This window comes from Rhizobium sp. YAF28 (genome assembly GCF_052113285.1).
In the GTDB taxonomy this organism is placed as follows: Bacteria; Pseudomonadota; Alphaproteobacteria; order Rhizobiales; family Rhizobiaceae; genus Rhizobium.
The window spans coordinates 1-12,903 of sequence record NZ_JBFRCX010000012.1 but is presented as its reverse complement, the minus strand read 5'-3'; the positions used below and the strand labels follow the sequence as shown (position 1 = coordinate 12,903).

Annotated in this window: 14 protein-coding genes; 12 read left to right on the top strand and 2 right to left on the bottom strand. The window is 57.6% G+C overall.

The features are described 5' to 3' along the window. Positions 1-178 precede the first annotated feature (178 nt). From msrA to AB4Z13_RS24995, 10 genes are all read left to right on the top strand, one after another. Complete coding sequence (gene msrA / locus AB4Z13_RS25040; RefSeq protein ID WP_025668763.1) at positions 179-691, top strand: peptide-methionine (S)-S-oxide reductase MsrA; 513 nt, start codon at positions 179-181, stop codon at positions 689-691. Positions 692-887: 196 nt separating this feature from the next. After that, positions 888-3,962 carry an ATP-binding protein gene (locus AB4Z13_RS25035; RefSeq protein ID WP_442207066.1) on the top strand — a complete coding sequence of 1,025 codons (3,075 nt, stop codon included), beginning with the start codon at positions 888-890 and terminating at the stop codon, positions 3,960-3,962. A gap of 25 nt (positions 3,963-3,987) precedes the next feature. Continuing rightward, on the top strand, positions 3,988-5,166 hold the full coding sequence (locus tag AB4Z13_RS25030) for a YcaO-like family protein (RefSeq protein ID WP_442207164.1): 1,179 nt from the start codon (positions 3,988-3,990) through the stop codon (positions 5,164-5,166). 6 nt (positions 5,167-5,172) lie between these two features. After that, complete coding sequence (locus AB4Z13_RS25025) at positions 5,173-5,916, top strand: TfuA-like protein (protein WP_442207065.1); 744 nt, start codon at positions 5,173-5,175, stop codon at positions 5,914-5,916. A gap of 45 nt (positions 5,917-5,961) precedes the next feature. Continuing rightward, positions 5,962-7,146: a hypothetical protein gene (locus AB4Z13_RS25020; RefSeq protein WP_113323728.1), complete on the top strand. Its 1,185-nt coding sequence runs from the start codon at positions 5,962-5,964 to the stop codon at positions 7,144-7,146. A gap of 19 nt (positions 7,147-7,165) precedes the next feature. Continuing rightward, positions 7,166-7,708, top strand: a complete 543-nt coding sequence (locus AB4Z13_RS25015) for a hypothetical protein (RefSeq protein WP_442207163.1) — start codon at positions 7,166-7,168, stop codon at positions 7,706-7,708. A gap of 260 nt (positions 7,709-7,968) precedes the next feature. Then, positions 7,969-8,679 (top strand): 7-cyano-7-deazaguanine synthase QueC, encoded by a 711-nt coding sequence (gene queC / locus AB4Z13_RS25010; protein WP_442207064.1) that lies wholly within the window; start codon positions 7,969-7,971, stop codon positions 8,677-8,679. Next, entirely contained in the window at positions 8,679-9,035 is a 357-nt protein-coding gene (queD, locus tag AB4Z13_RS25005; RefSeq protein WP_310382508.1) for a 6-carboxytetrahydropterin synthase QueD, read from the top strand. Before queC ends, queD begins: the two co-directional genes overlap by 1 nt. Then, positions 9,032-9,760 (top strand): 7-carboxy-7-deazaguanine synthase QueE, encoded by a 729-nt coding sequence (gene queE / locus AB4Z13_RS25000; RefSeq protein WP_442207063.1) that lies wholly within the window; start codon positions 9,032-9,034, stop codon positions 9,758-9,760. The genes queD and queE overlap by 4 nt, the downstream gene beginning before the upstream one ends. Before the next feature lie 383 nt (positions 9,761-10,143). After that, entirely contained in the window at positions 10,144-10,635 is a 492-nt protein-coding gene (locus tag AB4Z13_RS24995; protein ID WP_442207062.1) for a hypothetical protein, read from the top strand. A gap of 196 nt (positions 10,636-10,831) precedes the next feature. On the opposite strand, the gene AB4Z13_RS24990 is transcribed toward AB4Z13_RS24995, so the two are convergent. Then, positions 10,832-11,386 carry a hypothetical protein gene (locus AB4Z13_RS24990; protein ID WP_442207061.1) on the bottom strand — a complete coding sequence of 185 codons (555 nt, stop codon included), beginning with the start codon at positions 11,384-11,386 and terminating at the stop codon, positions 10,832-10,834. A 291-nt stretch (positions 11,387-11,677) separates the two neighbouring features. Here AB4Z13_RS24990 and AB4Z13_RS24985 point away from each other — a divergent pair, with 291 nt between their 5' ends. Further along, entirely contained in the window at positions 11,678-12,151 is a 474-nt protein-coding gene (locus AB4Z13_RS24985) for a hypothetical protein (protein ID WP_442207060.1), read from the top strand. Positions 12,152-12,353: 202 nt separating this feature from the next. After that, complete coding sequence (locus tag AB4Z13_RS24980) at positions 12,354-12,620, top strand: DUF2277 domain-containing protein (RefSeq protein WP_442207059.1); 267 nt, start codon at positions 12,354-12,356, stop codon at positions 12,618-12,620. Positions 12,621-12,765: 145 nt separating this feature from the next. Here the strand turns inward: AB4Z13_RS24980 and AB4Z13_RS24975 are convergent. Beyond that, positions 12,766-12,903: cold-shock protein (locus tag AB4Z13_RS24975; protein ID WP_442207162.1), on the bottom strand; the 138-nt coding region annotated here is incomplete at its 5' end.

Below are 12,903 nucleotides of genomic sequence, written 5' to 3'. Positions count from 1 at the left end.
TCGGCGCAAATTATGCTTTGAGCTGGACAAGCTGCCGGAAGTCGGAATGTGTTTCAGGGAAGGTCTCTACGGCGCCGCAGTGGACTGGCGATCATTGAGCCGAATACCCATATAGGCGTCAGCGGAGCGCACCTGACGATTCCCGCCCATCTCGCGTACATTTGGAAAGGACATGTTCATGACAACAGAACGTGCAGTACTTGCTGGCGGCTGCTTCTGGGGAATGCAGGACCTTATTCGACGGCTGCCCGGCGTTGTTTCAACGCGTGTCGGTTACACGGGCGGTGAAGTCCCCAATGCAACCTACCGCAACCACGGCAACCATGCCGAAGCGATTGAGATCATTTTCGATCCGCAAAAGACAAGCTATCGCGATATTCTGGAATTCTTCTTCCAGATCCATGATCCGTCAACACGCAATCGCCAGGGCAATGACATTGGCGCAAGCTATCGGTCGGCAATCTTCTATGCGGATGAAAACCAGCGGCAGACGGCCGAAGATACGATCGCCGATGTGGATGCTTCCGGCCTTTGGCCAGGCAAGGTCGTGACGGAAGTCGTTCCCGTAAGCGATTTCTGGGAAGCCGAACCGGAACATCAGGATTATCTCGAGCGCATTCCAAATGGCTACACATGCCATTTTGCTCGCCCCGGCTGGAAATTGCCGAAGCGACAGGCAAACGTCGCTTAAACTCGCTCTTCGGCGCGTTAAATTGACCCGACTTCGTTAGCGGTGGCCTCTCGGCCGCCGCTTTCATTTTAACCGTTCGATCCAATCTAAACAGCCGCTGGAGATCGTACATTTGTCCGCCGACAATGCGGATAACGTGTGTTATCGTTCGCTTTGAACAGATGTGATTATCGATATCTGAGGGCAGGAGCCGCGTATGACTCGCGACGCGCCAATCGATAAGCAAGGGCGGTCTGCAAGCATCTCGACAGGCGATAGCCGCTCTTCTGAAAATCACGGCGAACGGCGGGTCGTGACCGCGCTTTGCTATGATCTGGTCGGCTCTACGAATCTTTTCAATCTAATGGATATCGAAGACTATCAGGATCTGATGGCTGCCTTCCTGCAGGCGGCGCGCCAATCTATCAATGCGCATTCCGGCGTCATCCGGGTCGAAGCCGGGGACGGTGGAGTGGCGCTTTTCCCGATCGAGCTCGGATCGAGGGATGCCGCATCGGCCGCGATCCGCGCCGGGCTTGGAATCGTCGAAGCGTGCCAGCGCCTCGCCCGTGATCTCCGGCGCGACGATATGCAGGTGCGCGTGGGCGTCGCGACCTCTGTTGCCTTGATCCGGGAGGCGCAGCTGCAGAACTGGATACATGAGCCCGTCACGGGTGCAGCACTCGCTCTTGCGACGCGGCTCGAGGCCGCTGCCCAGCCAAATACCGTGTTGGTTTCGGACGAGACCCGAAACCTCGCCGGCCGTTCGCACGCCTTCGTATCGGAAGGCGCCCGCTTATTGAAAGGCTTCTCGGAGCCAGAAAATGTCTGGAGAGCAATCGGCCATAAACGGGAGGTCGATCGGTTCCACGCCTTCGGAAGGCTGGACAGCACATTCATTGGCCGTGTCGGGGAGCTTGAGCAGATCGGGAAAGCGTGGAAATCAGCCGTCGGCGGCCAGGGCAAGGTCCTTGTCATCACCGGCGAGGCCGGTATCGGCAAATCGCGGATGCTTCGACAAGTCCGGCAAATGATCCATACGCGGCCCGCAAAATCGCTGCTCTTTCAATGCCTGCCAGGAGGGGTTCGCTCCACGCTTCACCCGCTGCTCAACAGTTTTCCCCAGGCCCAGTCCGACACCGCCGGTGGCGGTCGGCTGACGATGGATATGGTCGCCGCCCAGTTTGCGCGCCAAGGCATCCAGGATCCCGAAGTCATCGACATTTTTTCTTATCTGCTCGGGGCGGATGGGCGCAATGAAGCTCTCTCCGACAGTTCCCCCAAGGCGATACAGCAACGCGCACGACAGGCCCTGTCAAAAGCATTGAGCGTCATCTGCGAGCAAACGCCGCTGGTCATTGCGGTCGAGGACATTCACTGGATCGATCCTACCTCCGAGCATTTACTGCGCGAAGCGGCCCGGCTTGTGCCCACGCTTCCCATACTGCTGATCGTCACCTGCCGGCCGGGTTCCCATGTCGGCATGTTCGACGGGGACGCGCCGGAACATATTTCGCTCGGTCCGCTCGATCACGATGAAACGCGGCTGGCGATTGCCGCGCGCTGGCCGAGGGATCGTCGGGACGCGCTACCGCAACTGCTCGAAGTAACCGAACGCATATCCGGCGGTGTGCCGCTGTTCATCGAGGAGATATGTCAGTGGGCGTCTGAGATCGCGTCCGAAGACATGATGCGCGTGCCGCCAAATCCGTCCCGCACTCATGTTTCGGCTTTCGAAGGAATCCTGGATTCTCGGCTCGAACATCTGGGTTCGGCCAGAGACGTGGCGCGCGCCGGGGCGGTGGCAGGTGATCGTTTCACCATTTCGCTGCTTCGCGCATTACTGCCGGATGCGAGCAGGAAATCTCTCCTGCATGCCGCCGAAACGCTCTGCGAGACCGGATTTTTGACCCGCATGCGTGCTCATGGTGGTGTCGCGTATGGCTTTCGCCATGCTCTGATCCAGGAGACGATCTATAACGGTCTGCTTAAAACGCAACGCCAGCTTCTTCACCGGCGCCTGTTCACAGCCGCAAACAGCAATCGTCCGATCGCCAATTGGCTGGATGCGGGCGCACTCGCCCAGCACGCAGAGTACGCGGGCCTTCGGGAGCATGCGATTTCGTTGTTCATAACGGCCGGAAAGGAACATGCCAGCCGTTCGGCAATGGTGGAGGCTCGCCACCATTTTGAGCGCGCCTTGGCGCTGTGTGAGAGCATGCCCGGAAGTGCTGCCGATGGCTTGTACCTCTCGGTTTTGACCGAGCTCGGACCGCTCCTGACGGCAACGGTCGGTCCCAACTCGGCACCAGCACGAATCCTTTACGAAAAAGGCGTCGAGGTCGCACGCCGCCAAGCGAAAGAAGATCAGCCCAAGTGGTTTCCAGTCTATTGGGGCTGGTGGCTGACCGGGCAGAACTTCATGGAGATGCGCAGTCGCGCTCGTGAAGTTCAGGTGATGCTGTCAGGAATTGCTGATCACGAGATCGAACTACAGGTCAATCATTCGATCTGGGCGATCGAGTTTAATGTCGGAAGACAGCAGGATGCCCAAAATGCGATACGGGCGGGGCTTGCGCTCTACGACGATGAGGCGGCTAAGGCGAGCCGCAATGCCTTCGGCGGCCATGATGCGAAGGTCTGTGGCCTCGGGCAGTTGGCGCTATCCCTCTGGCTGACGGGTCAGACCGAGGCTTCCAGCAAGGCGCTTGCCGACATGGTCGCCTTTGTGGACAGCATCGCCCATATGCCGAGCAAGGCGCACTCGCTGGATACCGAGGCAGTATCGGCATTCTATCGCAACGACCATGCTCGTCTGATCGAGATTTCCGGCAGGATGGGTGATTTTGCGAAAAAGCATGAACTGCAATCCCTGTCGGCACTCGCAATGCTCTTTCGCGGATGGGCGACAGCGCATGTCGAAAACCTGTCTCGCGGTCATGAGATGTTTCGCGCGGGCCTGGCGCTTCTGAAAGAGCTAGGAACCGTCGCCGATCTGCCGATCTATCTCTACATGCATGCGACCATGCTCGGCCATGCACGCAAGTATGAAGCGGCCATTGAAGTCGCCACCGACGCTATTCGTGAAGCGAGGGCGACAGGCCATGGTTACTGGCTCGCGGAACTTCACCGCCGTCGCGCACTGCTGCTATCGAGCGCCAATGCGGAGACGCCGGCTATCCTCTCTGATCTGAAGACCGCGATTGCCATTGCGGAAGAACAGGGCGCAATTGCCCTGCTGCACCGGGCGCAACGATCCGTGAAGGAGCTTGGCCTTGCTGGCGAGTTCTGACGTTTGCCCGGCAGGCGTGAGCGAGATGCTCTCGGCGTTTTATGCCGGGATCAGGGATGGAAGCTTGTCTCTTATATCTCCGGAATCGGACCCGGAAGTTGCAGAGGCTTATTTCCGCTCCCTGTTGCCTCTCTGCCGTCGCGTCCGGATCACGCGCATCGCCGATCTGACCGGCCTCGACCGGATCGGGCTTCCAATTATCCAGGCCGTAAGACCGGCGGCGTTGTCGGAAGTCACCTCGCTCGGCCGCGGAATGTGCAAAGCGGCTGCTGCAATCGGAGCAATCATGGAATCGCTCGAGCGCTTCTATGCCGAGGCGATCCCTGGCCCCCGTGTCTTCCTGTCGACCGCAGAAATGCTGGGGATCGGCGCTGGATCCTTCGATGGTTTCTGCCTTCATGCTTCCCGCACAAATTGGCGTGACCGCGAGATCGCCTGGATCATGGGCGTCGATATGGCATCAGGCACTCCCACGCCCGTTCCGTTTGAACTCGTGCATACGATCTACACCGATCCACCACCACTGCGTGACGGCGTATTTCTGCGCAGCACGACAGGCCTTGCATGCCACCGGTCAGACTTTGGAGCGTTTCAGCATGGGCTGTTGGAGTGCCTAGAGCGGGATGCGATGGCCTGGGCTTTCGAAACCCACGGCTTCATGGACCGGATGAGGCTGCCGGTGTCCGAGTTGGGCTCAGCAGCTCAGGATGTTCTGTCGCGAGTCGCCGAGCATGGAATATCGGCTGCCTTCTGGTATGCGCCGTCGCCAGCACTGGTCCCGGTCGTCTGGTGCCAGACGATTGAAGCTGGCGAAGGCGAAGCCACGTTGGCCCTCCCGACGGAAGGCTATTGTGCTGGCCTTGATCTCCATCAGGCTGCGTTCGGCGCCTTGCTGGAAGCACTGGCGGCCCGCGCTGGTGCGATATCGGGTGCGCGCGACGATCAGACGCGCAAACATTATGCGAGATCGAGCAAGACAATGCTTGCCGACGCGCGCGATCTCATCCTTGGCGAAAATGTTCCATCGGTTGACTTTCCGGGTGTTTTGCCAGCGGTTGCCCACCTCGCCGATCTCCTGGAACGGATCATTATCGCTGGACTGGGGCCGGTTCTCGCTGTTCCAATCGCTTCGCAGAACGATCCGAACATTCATTGCGTACGCACGATCCTTGCAGGCATGCGCCCTTTTGCAGTCGAGCGGTGAGCCGGGATGGATCAGAAAGCGGACAGCCCGATACTCGTTTTTCTCGGTCCGACCCTCCCTTTGCCGGAGGCGCAGCGCATTCTCGACGCCATATACCTGCAGCCCGTTTCGCAGGGAGACATCATCCTTGCCGCGCACGCATTTCGCCCGAGGGCGATGGTCTTGATCGACGGTCTTTTCGAAGACAGACCTGCCGTGCGCCACAAGGAAATTCTCTGGGCGCTGTCGCAGGGCATCGTGATGATCGGTGCGGCAAGCATGGGCGCGCTCCGGGCTGCCGAACTGCACCCATTCGGAATGATCGGTGCAGGCCTCATCTATCGCTGGTACAGGCGGTGGCCGCTGACGGCGGAAGATGCGGTCGCGGTCCAATGTGGCCCTGCCGAACTCGGCTTCACGCCTCTAACCGAGGCTCTCGTCGATCTTCAGCGTAGTTTTAAGGCGCTCTTTCGTCACGGCCTGATCTCTAAAGCCGAGATGGATGCCGGGATCGCAGCAGCTCAACGGCTTAACTTTCGGGAACGATCCTTTCGAAAGGTGTTGGCCGCCGCGCAATGGCTGCCGGAAAAGTCGGTCCTGCTGCGCAGCCATCTGATCGCGCAGAAGAAAACCGATGCTCTATTGGCACTGCGGCTGGCTCCTGAACTGTCGAAGTCAAAACCGGCAACGTTGCCCTATACGATAACCAATACTTTCCTGCGCGATCTAGAAGCTGGATCTATTGACATAATGTTAATTAGAAATTACTAATATTGTTTGATTGCCATACAACTCATCTCTTCGAGTAGTTGAGCTATGGAATTGTCTCCTGACATATCACTTAAAAGGTCCGCGCCGGCTCTTGGAACGCGATGCTGGATATTTCCCCAGCCGCCTTTTATCCTTGGTTATGAGCAGCCTGACCGTGTCTGGCTGTCGATATTACCTGACGAGATTGGTGATGGTCCGAGCGACATATCGATGTATGTCGCAGATCCGCTGTTCGACAAGGAACCCTATGGTTTCAGCGGTTTTCCCCCTTATCGCGGCCCTCGGCGGCGGTCATTCCGGTTAGGCCCGGACCGCCACTTCGATAGCCTGGACCCAAGATCGCGCGACTATCTCGGTGTCCATGCCTATGCATGCATTCATTTTGTTCTGGATGTCTGGCGCAATTATCTTGCCCGGCCGATGCATTGGTTCTTCTCCGATTTCTATCCGCGGCTCGAAATCGTTCCCTTTGTTCGGTGGGACAACGCACATGCGGGCTTCGGCTTCATCGAACTCGGTTGTTCGGAAGCGGCTGGCGAACAGTCGCCCTACGCGTTGAATTTCGACACAATTGCCCATGAGATCGGTCATCTTATCACGCTCTCGCAGACGGGACTTCCCGGCAACCTTTCTCGTGACGCGGATTTCTTTCCATTCTCCGAGGCCATCTCGGACAGTATATCATTGATTTCGTTCCTGCATTTCGATTCCGCCATCGACCGGTTGCTGCGCAGGACGAAAGGAAATCTGCTTCTTTATAACGAGCTCAATCGCTTCGCCGAAACGAGCCCGGAGATGCAGATCCGCCTTGCGACCAACTTCCGGCGCATGTCTGAAGTCACGAGCGAGGCTCACGATCGCTCACTGCCTCTTCTCGGTGCGATCTTCGATACGATCGTCGAACTCTATCATCGGGAACTGGTCGCCAGCGGCTGCGCCGATCACCGTCTGCTCTCAGTCAATCTTCGCGATCTGACGCAGGACGAGTTTGACTGGTTCCGGCAAACGACGGCGGAAGCTTTTCGGGACAGACCTCTCTTTTTCAAGCTCGCCTTGATCAAGGCGAGGGATTCAGTGGGAGCGGCAATCGGTGCTGCGCTTCACAGGCTGGATCCGGACACGATGCGTCTTCGGGATGCCGCGCTGGCGATCGTCTCAGCTGCCGATCTACAGGCTGCCGCGCAACTGGAGGAAAATTTTGTATGGCGTGAAATCATCGGCTCGAGGTGAGCCAGAACAGGAGGGGGAAATGAGCTGCTGCTCCGAAAATCCGTTCATTGGAACAGGTGATCTGCCATTCAATCCAAGCGAGGTTCGTCTCTATGGACGAAACGAATATTGTCCACCCGGGGATGCCCCGCGGCGGCCTGAAGCTGCCAAGGTAAAACCGATCCGGGATGGCGACATTGAAGCAGGCAAGGATAAAATCAGTCTTAAAGTGGGCAACTGCTTCATTCTGATCGATCCCGGCAAGGTCGAGATAGAGAGCATCGGTGTAATCTATGGCTATGCCTATGAGGGCCATTGCTACAAGCTCCCGAAGCCGCGGATCATGTATCTCCCGGTCAAGGCCACGGAAATACCGGGGGATGACTGCGGATGCGATTGCGGCTACTCGAACGCACTTGGCTATTCGGTCTGGTCGTTGGACAAGCTCGAACGCGTGATCGCGCTCGATGTCCGCTCTGACGACATCAAGACGCTGATCCTTGATGAAAATCTGCCCGGCAACCGTTCGCCGCTCGCCTATGCACAGACGCAATCGCTGGCGCCGCAGCGGCCTCGCGATTGAGACCACGCAAGCGTCCGGATTAAGATCGGGCTACTCTCCTTTCGAAGCCTGGATGGGAGACACGCATCACCCGCTCGTCTCTGCCCGACACTGCGCGGCAGCCCGTCTTCGAGGGGAGGAGCTCCGCGTGCTCTGTGCGGACGCATCGGCCTCAACGGCTCCTGCCGGCAAAGTTACTAGACATCGCAGCATCAGAAGTTTAGTAGGTGCCCGCTAACCGGTCGCAGCCCACCCGGTTCAACAAAACAAGGGATACTAAAATGAAAGTACTTGTCGTCTGCTCAGGCGGACTCGACTCCATTTCGCTTGCATACAAGATTGCGGCGAACCACCAGCTGATCGGTCTGATTTCCTTCAACTACGGTCAACGGCATGTCAAAGAGCTGGAATTCGCGGCTCTCTGCGCACGAAGGCTCGCCGTGCCACACGACATTATAGACATATCGAACGTGGGTAAGCATCTGACCGGCTCCGCCCTTACGGACGATGTCAAGGTTCCTGACGGGCACTACGCCGAAGAGACGATGAAGGCAACGGTCGTGCCGAACCGCAACGCCATCATGCTGTCGATCGCGTTCGGCCTTGCTGCTGCTCGCCACGCAGATGCCGTGGCGATTGCAGTCCATGGCGGAGACCACTTCATCTACCCAGACTGTCGGCCGGGCTTCATTTCGTCGTTTGAGGTCATGCAACAACATGCCCTTGAGGGATATGCCGATGTCAGCTTGCTCGCTCCCTATGTGAACGCCACGAAGGCCGACATTGTCACAGATGGTGCGAAGCATCGGACGCCTTTTGAAGAGACCTGGTCTTGTTATAAGGGCGGCCGTTTCCACTGCGGGAGATGTGGTACATGCGTCGAGCGTCGTGAAGCTTTCCATCTCGCCGGTGTCAAGGATCCGACCGCCTACGACGATCCGGATTTCTGGATTGCTGCGACCGGTGCATTCAGAGCAGATGAGGCAAAGTAATGTACCGGATTACCAAGGAATTCCATTTCTCCGCCTCGCATCAGCTGTCCCACCTTCCTGGCGACCACCAGTGCGCGCGTCTCCATGGCCACAATTACATAGTTGAGGTCGAGCTTGCCGCCTCTGAGTTGAACGAGGATGGCTTTGTCCGCGATTATCACGAGCTTTCGCCACTCAAGCGCTACATCGACGAGAGCTTCGATCACCGGCACCTCAATGATGTACTGGGCCATGATCGGGTGACATCCGAATGGCTCGCCAGGCATTTTTACGACTGGTGCAAGCAACGCCTGCCCGAGACGTCTGCCGTCAGGGTGAGCGAGACGCCGAAGACATGGGCGGAATATCGTCCATGACAGGCAGGGAACAAAAGATCCGCATCAGCGAAATCTTCGGACCGACGATCCAGGGGGAAGGGCCGCTCATCGGCCTTCCAACCGTCTTCGTCAGAACGGGCGGCTGCGACTATCGCTGCGAATGGTGCGATACCCTCCATGCCGTCGACAGCGCCTTCCGCGACGAGTGGACGTCAATGACGGTCGACGATATCTGGTCGAAAGTGGAGTTGCTCTCTCAAGGCAGTCCGCTGACGATTTCCCTGTCCGGTGGAAACCCGGCAATTCAGCCGCTCGGGCCGCTGATAGCTCGGGGAAAGCGCGATGGCTATCAGTTCGCTTTGGAAACGCAGGGATCGATCGCCCAAGACTGGTTTGCAGAGCTGGATCATTTGATCCTCAGTCCCAAACCACCGTCCAGCGGTATGGAATTCAAGCTGGACGAACTAAAGGATTGCGTGGCGGCCGCGCGCAACGGCCCCGGGATTGCGATGAAGATCGTCATCTTCGACGACGCTGACTATGCGTTTGCAAGGTCTGTCGCGAAGGAGTTCAAAGAGCTTCCGATCTTCCTGCAGCCAGGCAACCACACGCCGCCGGTGGAAGATGAAGCCTTGATCGATCTCGAGGGTATTCTCAACCGTATGCGGTGGCTAGTCGACAGAGTTGGCTCGGACCGGTGGTTTAATGCGCGCGTTCTCCCGCAGCTCCATGTCCTGCTCTGGGGAAACATGCGGGGTGTCTGATCACCTTTGAGGAAGGTTACGGCCCGCCGCGCAGGAGCGGGAGTACCGATCTGGGGTTGGTGGTCCTCCCGAGGCTTTAAGTGTCTCGATACAATGCCCCGACTGGGATCGTCACGCCCGTTAGTACCTACAGGTGCTCGGAGGCTTCGCTCAGCTTCTCTGCGATCGGAGGGTTGCGCGGCCCCTTTCTCAATCTCTCGCCCTCGCCAAAGACCGGAAAAACAAGCTCATTTTAGTGTTTGCTGCGGCATGGGGTAGCAGTCGGTTCGCTGCCGCTAAATTGACCTCATTGCTCCGCGACTTTTGCTCGACCGGGTGCCGAAAGCTCAAGGCATCCGGCATGGCGCATACCCCATGCGCCAAATAAATCGGAGGAGAAAAACATGTACAGACTTGCTTCTCTCGCGGTCGCCGCAGCACTTGGTGTCGGCGCCTTCATTGCCGCGTCAAGCGCCGATGCAATGACCATGCAGGACTGCAGTGCCAAATATAAAGCGGCGCAGGCAGCCAATAGTCTCAATGGCATGAAGTGGAACGACTTCCGCAAGGCGCAATGCGGAGCAGATACCGCCGCAGCGACACCAGCACCCACTGCAGCGACGCCCGCAAAGCCCGCCGCGACCGACGAGCCGACGACCGCCAATACCGAGAATGCGGCCGAGCCCGCGGCAACCAAGGCCGTGGTCCCGAAGGGCGTGGTCTTCCCAACGAAGGTCGATGCAAAATATGCGAGTGAGACACCCGGCAAGGGCCGGATGCATACCTGCCTCGATCAGTACAATGCCGATAAAGCCAACAACAGCCTGAACGGCCTGACCTGGATCAAGAAGGGCGGCGGCTATTACAGCATCTGCAACAGCAAGCTAAAATCCTGAGGTCACATATCGCATGGATAGGCGTCGCGATGACGCGACGCCTCATCTCCACGTAAGGAGGACGCAATGAGTCTTCTCGACATACCGGCAGCCTCATCGGCAATACCGTCAAGAGTCATCCCGGCGGCCTCAGCGGCTTGATGTCGGAAGCCTTCACCGATTTCGGCGGGCCTGGTTAGTTGCGATCGAACGCGCATCAGTTCTCTATCTGTTGGTCCGAAACAACGCTGACGATGACCTCGTCGCTTCCGTTCGGATAAAGCGGCAGGTCGAGCGTAATCGCTTCCCGGCGCTCCGGGGACGATGCTTTGAAGAACTTTCTGGCGCGCCCCTGTCCATTCCCTTCTCCGGACGCTTTAGCATGCGTCTCGCTGACCAGGCGTCGTTCGAAGGCCGCAGCATCGATTTCCGCGAACGCCATGGTGCAGCTTTCGACGGTGTTGTCGCCTACGGACGCCCGTGCCACCACCAGCGCCCTGAATGGTACGTCTTCGCCAGCGCTCAGGTTCCAGCCTTCCAATGCGACAGGATTTTCCACCGGCACCAGACTTGTAGTCATATCCTCGGCAAGTGCTGGCCAATCCCGGTCCTTTGCTACGGCGACCGTCCGTTGAAAATCCGTTCCCCGGTTGAGGCAGCGTTCATTGAACTGGTCAAAGGGATCTGGCTCGTCTGCCGCAACGACATCGGCAATGCTGGCAAGAAGAAACGTAATTGCGAAGCCATATGTCATCCATCGCATTAAAACCATGGGGTCTGCCTGTGGCCTTCGTCGGTTGTTACTGCGCCGCCTATATCTATCATCCCAATGAAAAAGGAAAAATCATGTCTCTCCACACCGGGGCTAAGTAATCCCGCACTCCGGCAGACATTTGATCGCCCTTAACCGGCTGGAAGATCAACCGACAAACACCTACATGTTGAGATACCAAAACATCGCGTTCGCGACTAATCCAAGCGGCCAAGAGCCAGGCGATGACAAAGGCTTCATATCAGCGCGTCCTTCAGGACGGCACAAAAGTAAAGAAACGAGACCCGCCATATGATTTTGCTGATAGTCGCGGTGGTGATCGTTATCGTCTTCTTCTTTCTGTTTCCAAAGCCGACGCTGCTTACCCTCACCGCACTCGTGGTCGTGGGCGGCGGTGTTGCGACCTTCATCTACTTTCAGCAAACAAACCGCGATGGAGCGAGCGGCTCGATAGAAGGAACAAGCAGTGGAACTAAGGGATGCGTAGATCCTGCCAGGCCCGTTTTCGTTCGGCTTTTCAACGGCTCTCGTCAGCAGGTGGATGTCGTCCGCTTCCGGCTGATCGCAAAACGTCGCGGCTTCAGCATTGAGTATTATTCCGACCACCTCACGAGCTATAAAATTATCGAGCCTGGCGGCACCTATGACGACTGCTGGGCGCTAAACCAATATCGAGGCCTGCAGACTTTGCCGGATAAACTGACGCCACAGGAACTGGATTGGTCGGTCGAAATATCATCGGTTGAGTTCGCAAGCAATCGGTAGGCGTGGAGCTCTGCCTTTGTAGAGGCCGAGTTAGAAGCGAGCTTGTGAACTATCTTTTCATGGCCGAGTTAACGGCGCTGTCTACTCAATGTGATCGGTGACTGGGAGTTGGCGCCCGGTCCGTTGCAATTAGCGCTCACGGAACTAGCTTTTATACCCCGTACCCTTTGAAACGGCGGCGTGACGAAAAGGAAAGCAAGGCATGTGCCGAAATATCAAGCCCCTCTTCAACTTCGATCCACCAGCGACGGACGAGGAAATCCATGATGCGGCGCTTCAGTTCGTACGCAAGTTGAGCGGAACCACCAGGCCATCAAAACGCAATGAGGCCGCTTTTGAACACGCGGTGATGTCGATCGCGAAATGCGCCAAGGAACTGCTTAATTCGCTGGAGACCTCTCAACCTCCTCGCGACCGCGATGAAGTAGCCGCGAAAGCGCGGGCACGGTCGGCGAACCGGTTCGCCTAAGAAAGCCTCCTTGCAATTCCTCCATTTGCTGGTGGTTCGCCCTTCACCTGGAATACGTCAGCGATGTATAGGTCTTAAACAAGCCGGGCGCCTCCATGGACGCCCCGCAATCAGCTGTCTCTTGCGATAATATATCTCGTGCAGATCAGAGTGGTCTGACGTTTTCCGCCTTCGACTTGCCGGTCTTCCGATCCTGGCCGAGATCGTAGGAGACGCTCTGACCTTCCTTCAATGCGTCGCCATATTGGAGCGCGGAGACATGGACGAAGACATCGGGTCCTCC

Bases quoted from the DNA above. Each gene is read 5' to 3' on its own strand.
- queC (WP_442207064.1), top strand. From the start codon at position 7,969: ATGAAAGTACTTGTCGTCTGCTCAGGCGGACTCGACTCCATTTCGCTT.
- AB4Z13_RS25025 (WP_442207065.1), top strand. From the start codon at position 5,173: ATGGATCAGAAAGCGGACAGCCCGATACTCGTTTTTCTCGGTCCGACC.
- AB4Z13_RS25020 (WP_113323728.1), top strand. From the start codon at position 5,962: ATGGAATTGTCTCCTGACATATCACTTAAAAGGTCCGCGCCGGCTCTT.
- AB4Z13_RS24995 (WP_442207062.1), top strand. From the start codon at position 10,144: ATGTACAGACTTGCTTCTCTCGCGGTCGCCGCAGCACTTGGTGTCGGC.
- AB4Z13_RS24985 (WP_442207060.1), top strand. From the start codon at position 11,678: ATGATTTTGCTGATAGTCGCGGTGGTGATCGTTATCGTCTTCTTCTTT.
- AB4Z13_RS25035 (WP_442207066.1), top strand. From the start codon at position 888: ATGACTCGCGACGCGCCAATCGATAAGCAAGGGCGGTCTGCAAGCATC.
- AB4Z13_RS24990 (WP_442207061.1), bottom strand. From the start codon at position 11,386: ATGGTTTTAATGCGATGGATGACATATGGCTTCGCAATTACGTTTCTT.
- AB4Z13_RS25030 (WP_442207164.1), top strand. From the start codon at position 3,988: ATGCTCTCGGCGTTTTATGCCGGGATCAGGGATGGAAGCTTGTCTCTT.
- AB4Z13_RS24980 (WP_442207059.1), top strand. From the start codon at position 12,354: ATGTGCCGAAATATCAAGCCCCTCTTCAACTTCGATCCACCAGCGACG.
- AB4Z13_RS25015 (WP_442207163.1), top strand. From the start codon at position 7,166: ATGAGCTGCTGCTCCGAAAATCCGTTCATTGGAACAGGTGATCTGCCA.
- msrA (WP_025668763.1), top strand. From the start codon at position 179: ATGACAACAGAACGTGCAGTACTTGCTGGCGGCTGCTTCTGGGGAATG.
- queE (WP_442207063.1), top strand. From the start codon at position 9,032: ATGACAGGCAGGGAACAAAAGATCCGCATCAGCGAAATCTTCGGACCG.
- queD (WP_310382508.1), top strand. From the start codon at position 8,679: ATGTACCGGATTACCAAGGAATTCCATTTCTCCGCCTCGCATCAGCTG.